The 17,224-nt window shown below is 71.3% G+C and carries 18 protein-coding genes; 10 read left to right on the top strand and 8 right to left on the bottom strand.

The annotated features are described in order from the left end of the window. Positions 1-39: 39 nt before the first annotated feature. From ABZW11_RS36395 to ABZW11_RS36370, 6 genes are all read right to left on the bottom strand, one after another. Positions 40-849, bottom strand: coding sequence for an amino acid ABC transporter permease (locus tag ABZW11_RS36395; protein WP_355427558.1), 810 nt, complete (start codon positions 847-849; stop codon positions 40-42). After that, positions 846-1,514 carry an amino acid ABC transporter permease gene (locus tag ABZW11_RS36390; protein WP_355427555.1) on the bottom strand — a complete coding sequence of 223 codons (669 nt, stop codon included), beginning with the start codon at positions 1,512-1,514 and terminating at the stop codon, positions 846-848. Before ABZW11_RS36390 ends, ABZW11_RS36395 begins: the two co-directional genes overlap by 4 nt. A 6-nt stretch (positions 1,515-1,520) precedes the next feature. Beyond that, complete coding sequence (locus tag ABZW11_RS36385; RefSeq protein ID WP_355427552.1) at positions 1,521-2,360, bottom strand: glutamate ABC transporter substrate-binding protein; 840 nt, start codon at positions 2,358-2,360, stop codon at positions 1,521-1,523. Between the two features lie 9 nt (positions 2,361-2,369). After that, positions 2,370-3,113: an amino acid ABC transporter ATP-binding protein gene (locus ABZW11_RS36380; RefSeq protein ID WP_355427549.1), complete on the bottom strand. Its 744-nt coding sequence runs from the start codon at positions 3,111-3,113 to the stop codon at positions 2,370-2,372. An 82-nt stretch (positions 3,114-3,195) separates the two neighbouring features. Continuing rightward, complete coding sequence (locus ABZW11_RS36375) at positions 3,196-4,026, bottom strand: glutamate ABC transporter substrate-binding protein (RefSeq protein WP_355427546.1); 831 nt, start codon at positions 4,024-4,026, stop codon at positions 3,196-3,198. Further along, positions 4,023-4,709, bottom strand: a complete 687-nt coding sequence (locus ABZW11_RS36370; RefSeq protein WP_345402842.1) for a response regulator — start codon at positions 4,707-4,709, stop codon at positions 4,023-4,025. Before ABZW11_RS36370 ends, ABZW11_RS36375 begins: the two co-directional genes overlap by 4 nt. Before the next feature lie 155 nt (positions 4,710-4,864). Between ABZW11_RS36370 and ABZW11_RS36365 the strand changes: the two genes are divergently transcribed. From ABZW11_RS36365 to ABZW11_RS36325, 9 genes are all read left to right on the top strand, one after another. Continuing rightward, positions 4,865-7,756, top strand: a complete 2,892-nt coding sequence (locus ABZW11_RS36365; protein ID WP_355427542.1) for a response regulator — start codon at positions 4,865-4,867, stop codon at positions 7,754-7,756. A 257-nt stretch (positions 7,757-8,013) separates the two neighbouring features. After that, positions 8,014-8,262 (top strand): putative ATP-grasp-modified RiPP, encoded by a 249-nt coding sequence (tgmA, locus tag ABZW11_RS36360; protein WP_355427539.1) that lies wholly within the window; start codon positions 8,014-8,016, stop codon positions 8,260-8,262. A gap of 12 nt (positions 8,263-8,274) precedes the next feature. Next, positions 8,275-9,264: an ATP-grasp ribosomal peptide maturase gene (tgmB, locus tag ABZW11_RS36355; protein WP_355427536.1), complete on the top strand. Its 990-nt coding sequence runs from the start codon at positions 8,275-8,277 to the stop codon at positions 9,262-9,264. Beyond that, positions 9,261-10,391 carry an ATP-grasp peptide maturase system methyltransferase gene (gene tgmC, locus ABZW11_RS36350; RefSeq protein WP_355427533.1) on the top strand — a complete coding sequence of 377 codons (1,131 nt, stop codon included), beginning with the start codon at positions 9,261-9,263 and terminating at the stop codon, positions 10,389-10,391. The genes tgmB and tgmC overlap by 4 nt, the downstream gene beginning before the upstream one ends. Positions 10,392-10,517: 126 nt before the next feature. Next, positions 10,518-11,423: an ATP-binding cassette domain-containing protein gene (locus tag ABZW11_RS36345; RefSeq protein WP_355427530.1), complete on the top strand. Its 906-nt coding sequence runs from the start codon at positions 10,518-10,520 to the stop codon at positions 11,421-11,423. Beyond that, positions 11,420-12,265, top strand: coding sequence for an ABC transporter permease (locus ABZW11_RS36340; RefSeq protein ID WP_355427527.1), 846 nt, complete (start codon positions 11,420-11,422; stop codon positions 12,263-12,265). Before ABZW11_RS36345 ends, ABZW11_RS36340 begins: the two co-directional genes overlap by 4 nt. Before the next feature lie 35 nt (positions 12,266-12,300). Next, positions 12,301-13,452 carry a histidine kinase gene (locus ABZW11_RS36335; RefSeq protein ID WP_355427524.1) on the top strand — a complete coding sequence of 384 codons (1,152 nt, stop codon included), beginning with the start codon at positions 12,301-12,303 and terminating at the stop codon, positions 13,450-13,452. Then, positions 13,443-14,087 carry a response regulator transcription factor gene (locus ABZW11_RS36330; protein WP_355427522.1) on the top strand — a complete coding sequence of 215 codons (645 nt, stop codon included), beginning with the start codon at positions 13,443-13,445 and terminating at the stop codon, positions 14,085-14,087. The genes ABZW11_RS36335 and ABZW11_RS36330 overlap by 10 nt, the downstream gene beginning before the upstream one ends. A 64-nt stretch (positions 14,088-14,151) precedes the next feature. Beyond that, complete coding sequence (locus ABZW11_RS36325) at positions 14,152-14,940, top strand: aldo/keto reductase (RefSeq protein ID WP_355427519.1); 789 nt, start codon at positions 14,152-14,154, stop codon at positions 14,938-14,940. 6 nt (positions 14,941-14,946) lie between these two features. Here ABZW11_RS36325 and ABZW11_RS36320 read toward each other — a convergent pair whose 3' ends face one another. After that, positions 14,947-15,522 (bottom strand): maleylpyruvate isomerase family mycothiol-dependent enzyme, encoded by a 576-nt coding sequence (locus ABZW11_RS36320; protein ID WP_355427516.1) that lies wholly within the window; start codon positions 15,520-15,522, stop codon positions 14,947-14,949. On the opposite strand from ABZW11_RS36320, the gene ABZW11_RS36315 reads away from it, so the two are divergent. Beyond that, entirely contained in the window at positions 15,506-16,366 is an 861-nt protein-coding gene (locus tag ABZW11_RS36315; protein WP_355427513.1) for a MerR family transcriptional regulator, read from the top strand. The genes ABZW11_RS36320 and ABZW11_RS36315 overlap by 17 nt on opposite strands. A 37-nt stretch (positions 16,367-16,403) precedes the next feature. Here the strand turns inward: ABZW11_RS36315 and ABZW11_RS36310 are convergent, their stop codons facing one another. Further along, positions 16,404-16,976, bottom strand: a complete 573-nt coding sequence (locus ABZW11_RS36310) for an MFS transporter (protein WP_355427510.1) — start codon at positions 16,974-16,976, stop codon at positions 16,404-16,406. Positions 16,977-17,224: the final 248 nt, after the last annotated feature.

Below are 17,224 nucleotides of genomic sequence, written 5' to 3'. Positions count from 1 at the left end.
TCCCCACTTGCACCGGCCCGGTGCCCTGGCTGCCCGCGATCAGGCGGTCCTGGCGCGCGCGCCGAGCCGCTGCGCCAGCCGGTCCAGCGCCATGTTGATGACGATGAAGATGGCCGCGATGAGGATGGCCGCCGGGATCACGTTGGAGAAGTTCGCCGCGATACCGTTCAGGCCCCGGTCCACCAGCTCGTCGTAGCCGACGATCAGCCCCAGCGCCGAGTCCTTCAGCAGCACCACGAACTGGCTGACCAGCGCGGGCATCATGGCCTTGAGCGCCTGGGGCAGCAGCACGAGCCGCATCACCTGCCCCTTGCGCATGCCCACCGCGCACGCCGCCTCCCGCTGCCCCTTGGGCAGGCTCAGCACCCCGGCGCGGACGATCTCGGCGATCACCGAGCCGTTGTAGAGGGTGAGGCCGAACACGACGGCGGCGAAGGCCGAGATGTTCACGCCGATGAGCACGTACGAGCCGAAGAACGCGAAGAAGATCAGCAGCAGCAGTGGCACGGACCTGAAGAACTCCACCACCACCGCCGCCGGCACCCGCACCCACGTGTGCTCCGACAGCCGCGCGGTGGCGAAGACCAGCCCGAACAGCCCGGCCAGCACCACGCCGACGACCGCCGCCGACAGTGTGCCGGCCAGGCCAGGCAGGATGAACGTGGCCCAGACGTCGGCGCGCAGCAGCGGCGTCCACTTCTCGGCCGCCCACTGGTCCTTGGCGTCGAACCGGACGTACACGAAGGCCGCCACGGCGAGCAGCGCCAGCGCGACGACGCCGGTCAGCACCCGGTTGCGCCGCACGCCGCGCGGGCCAGGAGCCTCGTAGAGCGTGGTGTACGCGCTCATCGGGCCACCGCCAGCCGCCGCGACAACCAGCCGAACAACAACCCCATCGGCAGGCAGAGCAGCACGAACCCGGCCGCGAAGCCGAGGAAGATCTCGATCACCTGGTCCCCGTACGTCTCGATCAGCTCGCGCATCCGCACCGACGCCTCGGCGACGCCCACCACCAGCGCGATCGTGGTGTTCTTGGTGAGCGCGATGAGGATGCTGCCGAGCGGCGCCACCACCGCGCGGAACGCCTGCGGCAGCGTGATCAGCCCCAGCGTCCTGACGAAGCCGAGCCCCAGCGAGCGGGCCGCCTCCGCCTGGCCGACCGGCACCGTGTTGAGCCCGGAGCGCAGCGCCTCGCAGACGAACGCCGAGGTGTAGGCGGTGAGCCCGATGACGGCCAGCCAGAAGTTGTTGGTGGCGATGTCGTCGGACAGCTCGAGCCCCAGGTTCGCGCCCACCCCGAGGCCGGTGAAAAGCAGCACGAGGGTGAGCGGGGTGTTGCGGGCCACGGTCACGTACGCGGTGGCGGCGGCGCGCAGCGAGCCGAGCGGCGCCACCCGCATGGCGGCCAGCAGCGTGCCCAGCACCAGCGAGCCGAGCGCGCTGACCGCGGTCAGCCGCACCGTCATCCAGAAGGCGGCGACGATCGTGCCGCCCTCGGTCAGCAACGCGTCCATCGGGCCTCAGTACCGCTCGAGCTGCGGGGCCTGCGGCACGGCGAACCCGGAGGCGCCCACGCTGGCCTGCAGCGCCTGGGTCCAGCTGCCGTCGGAGAACATCTTCTCCAGCGCGTCGTTGACCGCCTTGCGGCCCGCGGTGTCGTCCTTCTTCAGGCCGATGCCGTACTTCTCGGTGCTGAACGGCTTGCCGACGACCTTGAGCTTGCCGGTGTGCTGCGCGGCGTAGCCGGCCAGGATGACGTTGTCGGTGGTGATCGCGTCGAGCTGGCCGCCGAGCACGCGGTCCACGCAGGCCGAGTACGTGCGCTCCTCCTGCAGCTGCACCTCCTTGGCGTACTCCTCCTTGACCTTCTGCGCCGGGGTCGAGCCGGCGACCGAGCAGAGCTTCTTGCCGTTGAGCGTCTCAGGCCCGGTCAGCGCGCCCTCGTCGGACCTGACCAGCAGGTCCTGCCCGGCCACGAAGTACGGCCCGGCGAAGGAGACCTTCTGCTTGCGGGCGTCGGTGATCGAGTACGTGGCCACGACCATGTCGACCTGGCCCTGCTCGAGGAAGGCCTCCCGGTTGGCCGAGACGGTCTCCTTGAACGTGATGTCCTTCTCCTCGACGCCGAGCTGCCTGGCGACGTACTTGGCGACCTCGATGTCGAAGCCGGTGAAGGCGCCGTCGGGGGTGCGCAGCCCGAGCCCGGGCTGGTCCGCCTTCACACCGATGACCAGCTTCTTGTCGTTCTTGGCCTTGTCCACGATCGAGGCGTAGGTCTCGGAGCCGCCACCGCACCCGGAGGCGGCGGCGACCACGGCGACCACCGGGACGAACACCGTGAGAAGGGATCTGCCGAACATGACGACTCCTTAGTGGGTGAGGATCTTGGCGAGGAAGGACTGGGCGCGGTCGCTGCTGGGCGCGCCGAAGAAGGCGGCGGGGGAGTCCTGCTCGACGATCTGGCCGTCCGCCATGAACACGACCCGGTCGGCGGCGCGGCGGGCGAAGCCCATCTCGTGGGTGACGACGACCATGGTCATGCCCTCGCGGGCCAGCGCCGTCATGACCTCCAGCACCTCGTTGACCATCTCCGGGTCGAGCGCCGAGGTGGGCTCGTCGAACAGGATCGCCTTCGGGTCCATGGCCAGCGCCCGCGCGATCGCGACCCGCTGCTGCTGCCCGCCGGACAGCTGCGCCGGGTACTTGTCCGCCTGGGAGCCGATGCCGACCCGGTCGAGCAGCTCGCGGGCCTTGCGCACGGCCTCCGCCTTCGGCCGCTTCAGCACGTGCACCTGGCCGAGGACGACGTTGTCCAGGACGGTCTTGTGCGCGAAGAGGTTGAACGACTGGAACACCATGCCGACCTCGGCCCGCAGCCTGGCCAGCGCCTTGCCCTCGGCGGGCAGCGGGGTGCCGTCGAGGGTGATCGTGCCGGAGTCGATGGTCTCCAGCCGGTTGATCGCCCGGCACAGGGTCGACTTGCCCGCCCCTGACGGGCCGATCACCACCACGACCTCGCCCTGCTTCACGGTCAGGTCGACGTCCCTGAGCACGTGGTGGTCGCCGAAGCGTTTGTTGACCCGGTCCAACACGATCAGGTCCGCGTGGCTCATGCGTCACGCTCCTTGTCTCGGTCAGCGTTGGCGTAACCGTAAGGAGCGGGACGTGCCGCGAAGCGGCTTATGATCGTTTAGTTCAGCGGTTCGCCGGTCGGGACGACGCCGAGGTCGTGCCGGTGACCCCGATCGTGGCCATGAAGGCGCGGTCCCACTGCCCGTCGCGCAGCCAGCGCGCGATCAGCCCGTTCAGGTAGTCGCGGAAGGCCGCGTCCTGCTTGCGGATGCCGATCCCGTACGGCTCGCGCCCGAACGGCTTGCCGACCATCCGCAGCGTGTCGGGATGCTGGGCCAGCAGCCCGAGCAGGATCGTGTCGTCGGTGCTGATCGCGTCCACCCGCCCCGACACCAGCGCGGGCACGCAGATGCTGTACGCGTCCACGATCTCCAGGTCCGCCTCCGGCACGGTGGAGCGCAGCCGCTCGACCGACGTCGAGCCCTTGGCCGTGCAGACGGTCTTGCCCTTCAGGTCGGAGACCTGGTCGATCGTCATGTCGCCGGCCCTGACCAGCAGGTCCTGCCCCGCGTAGTAGTACGGGTCGGTGAACGACACCAGCTTCGCCCGCGCCGGCGTGATCGAGTACGTCGCCACGACCAGGTCCACCAGGCCCTGGGTGATGAAGTTCTCCCGCTCGCGCGAGACGGTCTCCACGAACCGGACGTTGCGCTCGCTGCCCGTCAGGTCCTTGGCGATGAGCCGGGCGATCTCCGCGTCGAACCCGGTGATGCGCCCGCTGACCGGGTCCTTGTAGCCGAACATCGGCTGGTCGAACTTGGTGCCCACGGTGAGCACGCCGCGCTCCCTGATGCGCGCCATCGTCGAGTCCTCGGGGAACTGGTCGGGCTCACCGCAGCCCGCCGTCGCCAGGCAGACGAGCATCGCCGCGACCAGGGCGCGCAGTCCCCTCATCGGACGCGGTACCGGTGCTGCGGCCGTCCCGTCGGGCCGTAGCGCGGCCGGCCCTCGACCAGCCCGCGGTCGGCCAGGTGCTCCAGGTAGCGGCGGGCGGTGGCCCTGCTGACCCCGATCATGCCGGCCAGTTCGTGCGCCGAGGCGTCCTCCTCGACCTCCGACAGCGCGTCCAGCACCGCCTGCTCGGTCGCCGCCGAGATGCTCTTCGGGCGGGACGCCGGGTCGAGGTGCATCGAGCGGAAGATGCGGTCGATCTCCTGCTGCTCGGCGAACCGGCCGCCCGACTCCAGCTGCTCGACCGTGGCGGCGTACCGCAGCAGGGTCTGCTCCAGGGTGCCCGCCCTGGTCGGTTTGACCAGGTAGTAGAGGGCGCCGCGCTGGATCGCCGCGCGTACGGTGGCCGACTCCTTGCGGCCCGAGACGACGATGACGTCGGCGGGCGGCTGCTCGGGCCGGCGCAGGCGATGCGCCACCTCTAAGCCGGGCATATCGGGAAGGTGCAGATCGAGCAGGACGAGCCGCGGCGCGAAGCGGGCGGCGGCGGCCAGGGCGGCGTGGCCGGTGTGGGCGATGCCCACGACCCTGAACCCGAGCACCCTGTTCACCTGGGCGTGCAGCGCGGCGGTGACGACGGGATCGTCGTCCACGATGAGAACGGTGATGTCCCTGAGCTCAGGCATCGCCACGCTCCTCGTCAATCTGGTCGATCACTGCAGCTTAGGCGGGTTTTATCAGAAAAGATCGACTTTTGCTCGTTCTGCTCAGCTGGAACCGGCGCGAACGCCGGATCCCTCCTAGTCTGTACCCCAAAGAGTGGGGGGAGGGACGGACGCCCGTGCGATGGCTGCTCGCGGTGACCGCCTTGTGGACGCTGCTCGGTCTGCTGCCCCTGGCGCTGCTCACCTCCTCCAGCATCTCCCTGTCGGAGCAGGCCGTCAGAGGCGAGGTCAGCGACCGCGTCAAGACCACCGCCTCGGTCAGCCGGGTCGTGGTCGAGCAGCAGATGGACTCGCTCAAGCAGCTCGTCACCGCCTTCGCCCAGCGGCCCCAGGTCCGCGAGGCCGTCAAGAAGACCGCCCCCGGCACCCTCGGCGGCTGGCTCACCGAGCTGCAGGGCATGCGCGACGGCGTCAGCGGCCTCGTCATGATCTCCCCCGAGGGCAAGATGCTCGGCGTCGAACCGCCCGTCGTGCTGCCCCAGGACATCACCAGCACCGACTGGTACCGCGCCGTACGCGACCAGCGCGTCGCCTACGTCTCGCAGGCGTACACGCCGACCATGCGCGACGTGTCCAGAGCCGTCGCCGTGGCCGCGCCCATCCCCGCCGCCGACGGCGTCGGCATGGTCGGCGTGCTCGCCGTCGTCTACAGCCTCGACGCCATCCAGCAGTTCGCCGAGAAGGCCGCCGACGCCCAGGACATCCGGCTGCTCATCACCGACAAGGCCGGCGTGCTCGTCGCCGACGACCCCAGCAAGAAGCTGAACGCCCTGACCTCCCTGCGCGAGGACCCCCGCGTGGACGACGCGCTCAACGGGCAGGCATGGAGCGGCGAGTATCGCGGCATCGACGGCGTCGTGCTGTCGGCGTCCGAGCCCATCCCCGGCATCGGCTGGACCGTCACCGCCGAGGTGCTCGCCGCCGAGGCGCTGGCCTCCGCCGAGCGGCTGCGCACGAACGTGCTCACCGTCGCCGCCCTGCTCGCCCTGCTCATCCTCATCGGGCTCGGCCTGCAGATCCACACCACCAGAGGCCGCCGCCGCGCCCAGGCCACCCTCGCCAGGTACGCCGCCGAGCTGGCCGGCGCCCGCGACGAGGCGCTCAGCGCCTCCAGCGCCAAGTCCGAGTTCGTCGCCAAGATCAGCCACGAGATCCGCACCCCGATCAACGGCGTGCTCGGCATGAACTCCCTGCTCATGAACACCCGCCTGGACGACGAGCAGCGCTACTACGCCACCACCGCGCAGGAGGCCGCCCAGAACGTGCTGCGCCTGCTCGACGACTTCCTCGACCTGTCCAGGATCGAGGCCGGCCACCTCCAGGTCGAGGCGGCGCCGTTCGACCTGCCGCGCCTGTGCGACGAGGTCGTGGCGCCGTTCGCGCCGCACGCCTACGAGCAGGGGCTCTGGCTCACGCTCAGGATCGACGAGAACGTGCCCAGGCAGGTGTGCGGCGACCCCGCCAGGCTCCGCCAGGTGCTGACCAACCTCGTCGGCAACGCGCTCAAGTTCACCGTCCAGGGGGGCGTGGACCTGCACGTCGCGATCTCCGAAGGCGAGCCTGGCCAGGACCGGGTGGTGCTCAGGTTCGCCGTGGCCGACACCGGCATCGGCGTCGGGCCGCAGGACCGCGAGAAGGTGTTCGGCGTCTTCCGCCAGGTGGACACCCCGATCACGCGCAGGACCGGCGGCAGCGGGCTCGGCCTGGCCATCAGCAGGCAGCTCGTCGAGCTGATGGGCGGCAGCATCGGGCTGGACAGCGTGGAGGGCGTCGGCAGCCGGTTCTGGGCCACCTTGCCGGTCGACGTCCTCGACTGGTCGGAGCCCGGTGCCGCGGCGCTCGAAGGGCTGCGTGCGCTCATCGCCGACCAGCGGCCCGAGGACCGGGCGCTGGCCGCGCGCTTCCTCGCCCAGGCGGGGGCCGACGTCGAGGAGACCAGGGACGTCGAATCCGCCCTCGGGCTGCTGCGGGCCGCGGCGCAGGGCGGGGAGCCGTACGAGCTGGCCGTCGTCGCCCTAGACCTGAGCGCGGGGCATGACCACGCCGACCACGCCGCCCCCGCCGATCCCGGCACGCCGCGCTCGCTCGCCCACGCCATCCTCGTCGACCCGCTGCTCCAGGCCACCAGCGTCATCGTGGTCGTCACGCCAGGCCGCTCCGGCGTCGCCTGGCCCGCCCCGGCCGGGGAACGCGCCGTCCAGCCGATCACCCGGCCGCTCAGCCGCCGCCGCCTGCTCGCCGCCGTGGAGAACGCGCTCGGCTCCTCTGACAGCCCTAACGGCGCGCCTGGTGGTGCTCCCGCCGTGGCAGCCGGTGGGCCCGCCGGGGGCGCGCGGATCCTGGTGGCCGAGGACGACGAGGTCAGCCGCCAGGTGGCGATGCTCGTCCTCAGCCAGGCCGGGCACGCGGTCGAGACGGTGGACGACGGCGAGCAGGCCGTACGCGCCGTCCTCGCCGGCGGATACGACCTGGTCTTCATGGACTGCCAGCTGCCCGTGCTCGACGGGCTCGCCGCCACCGAGGAGATCAGGAGCCGCGAGGAGGTCCACACCCCGATCATCGCCATGACCGCCGCCGCCATGCCGGACGACCGCATCCGCTGCCTGGAGGCCGGCATGGACGACCACCTCGCCAAGCCGGTGGACTGGGCGCGCGTGCTGGCCAGTATCCCCGAGTGGGCCGCGTCCGCCGGGCTGCCGCCCGAGCTGGCCGGGCTGTCCGCCGACGCGCTCGCCGACGTGGCCCGCGCGTACCTGGCGACCGCGTCCCGCACGTTCGAGGAGCTCCGCCAGGCCGTCCGCGACGGCGACCGCCCCCAGGCGGCCTCCCTCGCCCACCGCCTCAAGGGCGCCTGCGCCACGGTCGGCGCCACCAGGGAGGCCGAGCTCTGCCGCCGCGCCGAGGAGATCTCACGCGCCGGCGGCGTCGTGGGCGAGGCCCTGCTGCAAGAACTGGAAACCCTGCTCACCCAGGCCCCGGACTGGATGGCCACCGTCCGCTCCCCCTGATCCTCCCCGAGCCCCTGCTCCCGCCGGGCCGCTTCACCCTGATGAGCTCTGGAGAGTTCGGTTCGAACCAACTGAATGCACTCAAAATAACCCTTGAGCCTGCGCTGAAATATCACCCCGGGGGAAGGGCGAATGCATAGCGACATCGCAGTTGGAGCGTTAGCGTTTGTTGGCGCACCGGGGAACGCTGATCGAGGTGGGAGCTACCATGCCCGCGTGTACTTATACGCGGAAGAATCGGCCGATGGAGGTAGTAAATGAGCACGTACGAAGGTCTTCGTGCGCCCTGGGGTTTGGGGCGTATGACCGTAAGCGGCCTCGAAGAAGAGTCGTGGTACGAAAGTGTATGCCTCGATCCCGCCACCCAGATCACTCGGTTCTACAACGCGGGCGGGGAAGTCCTCCCGATGCAGATGGGCGCGACCATCACCAAGTCCAAGGGCGGGGGTGGCGACGGCTCATCCGGGTCTCCTGAGGTCGCCGACGACTCCGAGAACGACAACTGATCGGACAGGCACATGGGTAACTCGTCCAACGCGGTCTTGGTGGTCACATCGCCGGAAGACGTCACCGCGAACCTGGTCATCGAAGCATTGAACGAGCGGAGGGCGCACGTCGTGCGCGTGGATCCGGCCAGCATCGGTGCTGGTCTGACGTTCGGCGCACGCCTTTGCGATGGCCAGACGCGATGGACGGGCCGTCTTCAGACGCCGAGCCGAGACATCGCCCTGGACGAGATCGGGGCGGTGTACTATCGCCGCCCCACCCCATACATCACCCGGTTCGCTCACTTACCTCAGCAGGCACGGGACTTCGCCGCCACCGAGGCCCGACACGGGCTCGGCGGGATTTTGAACAGTCTTCCCAACGCCACGTACGTCAATCATCCCATCTCCGTCAGACGCGCAGATGACAAGCCTGCTCAGCTCCAAATGGCCGCCCAGCATCGCCTTCCCATTCCGGCCACTCTGATCACCAATGATCTGGAACGGGCTAGAAAATTCGCCGCGGACCACGGCCCTGTCATCTACAAGTCGTTCAGGGGGGCGCCGCGTCCGCTGGATGGCAATACAGCAGCTATATGGACGCAGCGCATCAAAGAAGAGGACCTTGACGAGTCGGTCACCATCACGGCCCATATGTTCCAGCAGGAACTGAACAAGACGGCGGATGCCAGGGTGACCGTGGTCGGGCGATCAGCATTCGCAAGCCGGATCACCACACCGGATAGGGCGCTCGACTGGCGGAGCGGGAATTGGGATGAACTGATACATGAACCCATCGCCGTCCCCGACACGGTCATGAAAGGGTTGCACGCCTATCTTGACGGCTTCGGGCTGGCGTTCGGGTGCTTCGACTTCGCCCTGGAGACCCACCTGGGCGATCATGCAACGGACGGGTGGACGTTCATCGAGTGCAACCCCAACGGACAATGGGGCTGGTTGCCCGACTCCGAGGCGATAGCGCGGGCGTTCGCCGACGTGCTCACGCAAGGATGGTGGCGATGACGGACACCGCCTCGGAACTACGGCTCGCCCTGGCCGACCGCCTGGGGTCCACGGGGTGGCGCGAGGCGCTCATGAAGGTCCCTCGTGAACTGTTCCTTGGCGAGGCGGTGTATCGAGCCGATGGGGCTCGTGCTGATCGGTGGGTTCCCGTCCGGCGGGCGGCGATGAGCGGGGACGACTGGCTGAGCCTCGTCTACGCCGACCAGACATGGGTCACACAGGTCGGCGGAGTCCTCGCCGAAGACGCGCCCGGTGCCGTGATCGGACCGCCCACCTCTTCCTCCACGCTGCCCAGCCTGGTGGTCTTGATGCTGGAAGCGGCACGCATCAGCGAAGGTGACAACGTGCTGGAGATCGGCACCGGCACCGGGTACTCGACGGCGCTGATGTGCGCCCGGCTCGGCGAGGGGGCGGTGACCTCGATCGAATACGATCCCGAGGTTGCGGCCAGGGCGAAGAAGGCGATCTCTGCTGCCGGATACACGCCCACGTGTGTGGTGGCGGACGGGCTCAACGGCCATGCCGCGAACGCCACGTACGACAGGGTGATCTCCACCTGCTCGGTACGGGTCATCCCGCTGCCGTGGCTGTGGCAGACCCGCAGCGGTGGCACCATCACCACTCCGATGTGGGGCTGGATGGGCGGGGTCGCGTTCGTACACCTCACCGTGGCCGAGGACGGCACGGCGAGCGGCCGGTTCCTGAAGGAGGATCTGTCCTTCATGACCGCCCGCGGCCACCTGGCACCGCCACGCCCGCCGATCATCACAGGCATCGGCCCAGCCCGCCCGTCGAGAATCGATCCGGCGATTCTTCGCAACGACACCGCCCTGTGGGTCGCCCAGCTCGCCGCGCCTCAGGCGCAATGTTCCTGGGGGAAGGACACCACGATCCTCATCGATGTCAGCACCGGATCACGGGCCGACGCCAGGCCGGACTCCGCAGGCGGATGGACGGTACACCAGCACGGCCCGCTCCGGCTCTGGGATGCGGTGGAAGAGGCCATTGAGACGTGGCAGGGCGCGGGCAGTCCTCATCAGTCGGGCTTCGGCCTCACCATCGGCACGGACCGTCAGCGTGTATGGCTGGGGGAGCCCGGTGGACCCGGTTGGGACCTTCCCGCATGATCCGGGGACCAGCGACACCACGCCGGTGCCGGTCCTGGTCGCAGCCGTCGTTACGGGTTTCCGCCATTGAGGTCGGCGGGGTGCCCCCATGGCCGGGGGCGGGGCGCGCTCCTAGCGTGAAGTGTCGTGATCAGTCTGAAGGGTTTGACCAAGCGGTACGGTGATCGGCTCGCCGTGGACGATCTGACGCTGGAGTTGCGGCCGGGGAAGGTGACCGGGTTCCTCGGGCCGAACGGGGCGGGCAAGTCCACCACCATGCGCCTGGTGCTGGGCCTCGACCGGCCCACCGCGGGCACCGCGCTCGTCGGCGGCGTGCCGTACCACCGCATCGAGAACCCCCTGCGCACGGTCGGCGCGCTGCTCGACGCGCGGGCCGTGCACCCGGGCCGCAGCGGGCACGCCCACCTGACGGCGCTGGCCCGCGGCAACGGCATCCCCGTGCGGCGCGTGGGCGAGGTGCTGGAGGCCGTCGGCATGACCGGCGCCGCCCGCAGGCGGGCCGGCGCGCTGTCGCTCGGCATGAGCCAGCGCCTCGGCATCGCCGCCGCGCTGCTCGGAGACCCGGAGGTGCTGATGTTCGACGAGCCGGTGAACGGCCTCGACCCCGACGGCGTGCGCTGGGTACGCGGCCTCATGCGCTCCCTGGCCGCCGAGGGACGCACGGTGTTCGTCTCCAGCCATCTGATGAGCGAGATGCAGCTCACCGCCGACCACCTCGTGGTGATCGGCAAGGGCCGGCTGCTCGTGGACGCCCCGCTCGCCGACGTCATCGCGAGCAGCTCGATGACCGCCGTGGTCGTGCGCACCCCGCACGCCGCCGACCTCGCCGACCGCCTCCGCGCCGCCGGCCTCACCGTGGACCGGCTCGCCGAGAACGAGCTGGAGGTCACCGGCGCCACCATCGAACAGGTCGGCGACCTGGCGTACGAGGCGGGCGCCCGCCTGCACGAACTCCGCACCAGACAGGCGTCCCTGGAGCAGGTCTACCAGGAGCTCACCTCCGGCAGCGTCGAATACGGAGCCGCCGCATGACCCCCGCTCCCCAGACCGCGCTGAAGAGCCGGTCGCCGCGGGCCCTGCCGCGGGCCCTGTGGCAGAGCGTCGCGGCCGAATGGGTGAGGGTGTGGTCGGTCAGGAGCACGTGGTGGTGCTCGGCCTGCGCGTTCGTGCTGACCGTGCTCGCCGCCGCGACGCTGGCGCTGGGCGCCGCGAACGCGACCGAGGCCGTCCGTGAGGGCGTGGACACGCGCATCACGGCCAGCGAGGCCGTGGTCTCGGCCACGTCGTTCGCGCAGTTCGCGCTGGTCGCCCTGGCCATGCTGACCGTCACCTCCGAGTACGCCTCCGGCGGCATCCGCGTCACCCTCCAGGCCACGCCCGTGCGCGGCATGGTGCTGGCCGCCAAGGCGCTGGTGGTGGCGCCGGTGATGGTCCTCGCGGGCGTCCTGACGGGGGCGGTCGCCACGGCGGCCGTGTACGCCCTGCTGTCGATCGACGTGTTCGGCGGGCTCGTCGTGCTGCCGCCCGGCGAGGTCGTCGGGGACCTGCTGGCCACGGGCGGCTACTACGCGCTCATCGGCGTGATGACGGTCGGCGCCGGCGCCGCGATGCGCAGCGCCGCGGGCACGCTCTCCGTGATGTTCATGCTGCTCATGGGCCTGCCGCTGCTGCTCATCATGACCGGGAGCCAGGTCGCGGTGGACGTCTCGCTGCGGATGCCGATGTTCGCCGGGCTGGCGTTCATGGACAGCACCGACAACCTGACCGGCGCCCCGATCCCGTACTCGGCGGGGGAGGGCCTGGGCTGGCTGCTGGCCTGGACGGCGGCGACCCTCGCGACAGGCTGGGCCGTCCTGCGCCACCGCGACGCATGACCGATTCCACGGGCGGCGGCATAGACTTCACGGCCGTGTCAGGCAGCCGGATCGCGCGGGCGTTCGCCGGGGTCCTCATGGGGGTCCCGCTCGGGGCGGCAGAGCTGGCCGTCCTCGCGCTCGTCGTCCCGGCCCGGCTCGTGCCCGCGCTGCGGCCCGCCGCGGCGCGCGAGGTGGCGCGGCTGGTCGCGGTCGAACGCGGACGCCTGTTCCGGTGGCTCGGGCACGAGACCGCGCCGCCGCGCGCGGGCGGGGCCGCGTTCCTGGCCGCCCGTGCCGTCCTTGGCCTGGTCGGCGGGTACGCCGCGGCGTCCGCGCTGTTCCTGACCGGCCTGCTGCTGGGCGGCGGCACATGGACCCTCATCACGGGCGAGTCCGACCCGGTGCCGCTGGAGCTGCCCGGCGTCCGCCTGGTCACCGACAGCGGGATGCTCGGCGTGAGCAGCGGGGTGGTGCTGCTGGCGGTGTCCGCCCTGCTGATCCTGGGCGTGGCCGCTGCCGAACGGCGGCTGGCCACGTACTTCCTGGGCCCGAGCGCCCAGGAGCGCATGCGGGCCCGCATCGCCGAGCTGACCGCCACCCGCTCCGGCATCGTCGAGGCGGTGGACGACGAGCGCCGCAGGATCGAGCGCGACCTGCACGACGGCGTCCAGCAGCGCGGCGTCTCCCTCGCCTTGCTGCTCGGCCGCGCCCGGCACACCCCCGACCACGAGCGCACGGCCGAGCTGGTCGAACAGGCCTACGCCGAGTCGCGCCGCCTCCTCGACGAGCTGCGCAGCGTCGCCTGGCGCGTCTACCCGACCGCGCTGGACGAGCTGGGCCTGCGCGCCGCGCTCGAAGGCGCCGCCGAGCGGGCCGGCTTGCCGGTCACCGTCCACTACGGGCTGTCCGGCCGCCCTGCCACCCGCATCGAGACCGCCCTGTACTTCGTGGCCCGCGAGGCGATCACCAACGCCGTCAAGCACGCCGCCGCCCGTGACATCCTGGTGGTCCTGGACGAGGACGAGCAGGCGGTGAGCGTGGCGATCTCCGACGACGGCAGGGGCGGCGCCGACCCCTCGGGCGGCGGGCTGTCCGGGCTGGCCCGGCGGGTCCTGGCCCTCGACGGCACGTTCACCGTCGACAGCCCGCCCGGCGGCCCCACCCGCGTCACCGCCACCCTGCCCAAGGCGCCGCCGTGCGCCTGATACTCGCCGACGACTCCGTGCTGCTGCGCGAGGGCCTGACCCGGCTGCTCGCCGACGCGGGCCACGACGTGGTGGCCGCGGTCGGCGACGCGCCCGCGCTGCTCGACGCGGTCGAGCGCCACCGGCCCGACGTGGCGGTCATCGACGTCCGCATGCCGCCGAGGCACAAGGACGACGGCCTGCGCGCGGCCCTGGAGATCCGCGAACGCCTCCCCGACGTCGGCGTGCTCGTCCTGTCCCAGTACGTCGAGCAGCACTACGCCGCCCGCCTCCTGGCCGGCGCCACAGAAGGGCTCGGCTACCTGCTGAAGGACCGGGTGTCGGAGGTGGGCGAGTTCCTCGGCTCGCTCGAACGCGTCCGCGCCGGCGGCACCGTGCTCGACCCCGAGGTGGTGCGCCGCCTGATGGCCCGCGCCACCCGTACCGACCCGCTGAGCACGCTCAGCCCGCGCGAGAGCGAGGTGCTGAAGCTGCTGGCCCAGGGCTTCGTCAACGCCGCCGTCGCCGAACGCCTGCACGTCTCGCTCAGCACGGTGGAGAAGCACGTCAACGCCATCACCGACAAGCTCGACCTCCCCCGCGACCCGGGCTACAGCCGCCGCGTGCTGGCGATCCTGCGCTATCTGGAGGGCTGATTGGGCGGCCCGCCCCTGGGGAAGGGACACCGCCATGACTGTCATGCTCGCTGACGGACGTCCCATGCCGCGACTCGGCCTCGGCACCTGGCCCATGGACGACGAGGAGGCCCGCCAGGCCGTGACGCACGCGCTCTCGCTGGGCTACCGGCTGGTCGACACCGCCGCCGCCTACGGCAACGAGCGCGGCGTCGGCGCCGCCGTGAACGAGGCGGCCGTGCCCCGCGAGGACGTGTTCGTCACCACCAAGCTGCGCGGCGCCGACCACGGCTACGACGCCGCACTGCGCGGCTGCGAGGCCAGCCTGGGCCGGCTCGGCCTCGACTACGTCGACCTCTACCTGATCCACTGGCCGCTGCCCGGCCGCGACCTGTACGCCGACACCTGGCGCGCCTTCGTCCGCCTGCGTGAGGAGGGCCTGGCCCGCTCGATCGGCGTGTCCAACTTCACGCCCGCGCAGATCGAGCGGATCGCCGGCGAGACCGGCGTCTGGCCGGTGCTCAACCAGATCGAGCTGCACCCCGGCTTCGCCCAGACCGAGCTGCGGGCCTGGCACGCCGACCACGGCATCGTCACCGAGTCGTGGAGCCCGCTCGGCCTCGGGCAGAAGCTGCTCGACGACCCCGTGGTCACCGAGCTGGCCACCGCGCACGGCCGTACGCCCGCCCAGGTGGTGCTGCGCTGGCACCTCCAGCTCGGCGCCGTGCCCATCCCCAAGTCGGCCGACACCGACCGTATGCGGCAGAACTTCGAGGTCTTCGACTTCAGCCTGACCCCTGACGAGATGGCCAGGCTTGACGCGCTGCCAGGCGGCCGCATCGGCGGCGACCCCCACACCCACGTCGAGCTCTGACCGCACTCAGAACACGGTGTGATCCAGCCAGTGCCGCAGCAGCGCCCGGTCGCCGTGCACCCGGGCGGGCGGCACGCGCCTGGCCAGCACCAGCATGCACTCGGCCACCGGGCCCGACAGCACCACGTCGGCGTCCGCGTCGGAGCGCTCCCACATGGGCCCCTCCGGCGTTCTGGTGATCAGCCAGCCGGTCATGCCGTCGGGGCGCACGGCCAGCCGCTCGCCGTGGCCGCGCAGCGCGGTCAGCTCGGGCTTGAACGCCTGTGACTCCGGTGCGGTGATGAGCTCCATCGCCTCAGTGATCACGTCGGCCGCGAGGTCGTCGGCGATCGTGTGGGGCGCGCCGGTGGTGGCCGCCGCGTCGTAGTGGTGGACGGCGGTATCGCACAGCATCCGGCGCAGCCAGAACACCGGCGGCACCGGCCCGTTGAAGGACCAGACGGAGGTGTCAGGGGCCGCCGTCCGTACGGCGGTGATCAGGTCCTCGGCGCCGTCACGCAGCCATGACGCCCAGGTGTCCGGCGCGCCCGGCAGGGCGTCGAGCGGATCGGGCACGGGCAGCGGCGTGCCCGTGCGGACCATCCGCTTCTACTGCGACGAGGGCGTCATCGCGTCCGTGCGCAGCACGGGCGGCCACCGCAGGTTCGACCGGGCGGCCGTCGAGCGGCTCGTCCTGGTCAGACGGCTGCGCGGGCTGGGGCTCGGGCTGAACGCGATCGCCTCGGTGCTCGAAGGCGAGACGACCGTGGCGCGGGCGGTGGCGGCGGAACGCGCGGCGCTCGACGTCCAGCTGCGCGAGCTGGCCTGGCGGCGGGCCCGGCTGCGGGCGGTCGAGGAGGCGGGGGCCGCCGAGCGGGCCGGGCGGCTCGCGCTGCTCGCCGCCGTCGAGGACGCGCAGGCCGCCCGCGAGCGGCTGGTCGCGTTCTGGCGGCTGCAGATGGTGCTGCCCGTCTCCGACGAGCTGTTCGGCTCGTTCCTGTCCATGGCCGCACCTCCGCCGCCGCCTGATCCGACGCCGCCGCAGGTCGTCGCGTACGCCGAGCTGGTCGCCGTGACCGGCCACCGGTCACTGACCCGCGGCCTGCGCGCCAAGGCGAGGGAGAACGCCCGCGCCATCACCGACGAGAACGAGCTGATGCGGGGCGTCGGTGCGGCCGTCGCGCTGGCCGAGCCGCTCGTGGCCGCCGGCGAGCCCCCCGCTCCCGGCCCCGAGCTGGACCGCTTCGTGGCCGCCCACGCCGCCGTGCGGCGCCGCTCCGACACCCCGGGCTTCCGCCGCGAGCTTCTGGGCATCGTGGCCGGCGACCACGACCCCCGCGTACGCCGCTACTGGCGTTTGGTCGGCGAGGTCACCGGCGAGCGGGCCCCGATCGGCACCACCCTCACCTGGCTCGGCGACGCCCTCGCCCGCTCAGTCGCGAGGTGAGGCCGGTGCCGCCACCGCCGGGGACGGCCGCCCGGTGTCACGCGGCGGCCGGGCGGCTGAGGCGATGCGTGGCGAGGACGGCCGACGCGGCCAGGAGGAGCCAGGCCGACGTCAGGGCGATCAGCCAGGGCCAGCCCGCGTGGCCGTACACGACGGCGCCCGTCGTGCCGCCCGCGCCGCTGCCCAGGTAGTAGCAGAGCGTGTAGACCCCGGCGGCGCGCCCGCGGGCGTGCGGAGGCGCCTCGGCGGTGACCCAGGCGTTCGCGATGGCGTGGGCGGCGAAGAAGCCGGCGGTCAGGACGGCGAAGCCGAGGGCGATGACGACCAGGGACGAGTGGGCGGTCAGGGCCGAGCCCGCGACCGTCACGGCCAGCGCCGTCACCAGCGCGGGTGTGCGGCCCAGCCGGGAGGCGAGCCGGCCCGCGGTGGCCGAGGACATCGTGCCCATCGCGTACGACAGGAACACCAGCGACGCGGCGGCCGGGCTGAGCGAGAGCGGCGGGGCGGAGAGCCGGAAGCCCGCCGCGTTGTAGACGGCCACGAACGCCCCCATCCCCAGCGCGCCCACCGCCACCGGAACCCCCAGCACCACCCACGTACGCCCCGGCACCCGCCCAGGAGGAGCGGCGGCGGGGCAAACGTACCATTCCGTGAAACACCGGGGTATCTGTTTGGTGGAACCTGATTAGAGGAAACTCAAAGAGTGCTATGGTATGGTGACGGAGTGCGCTGGTCAAGAGTGTAAAAGCTTTTTGAACAGAGAGCATTTCCGGCAGCAGAGAGACCTGAAAAAGCAATTTTTCTGGAATTTCAGCTGTTTCCAAACTCAATAAGTATCTTCTAGCAAGAGGGAATAGG

Origin of the sequence: Nonomuraea sp. NPDC004580 (assembly GCF_040609855.1) — a bacterium.
Classification (GTDB): Bacteria; Actinomycetota; Actinomycetes; order Streptosporangiales; family Streptosporangiaceae; genus Nonomuraea; species Nonomuraea salmonea.
Note: the sequence above shows the minus strand (reverse complement) of the source record. Positions and strands in the feature narration are given on the sequence as shown.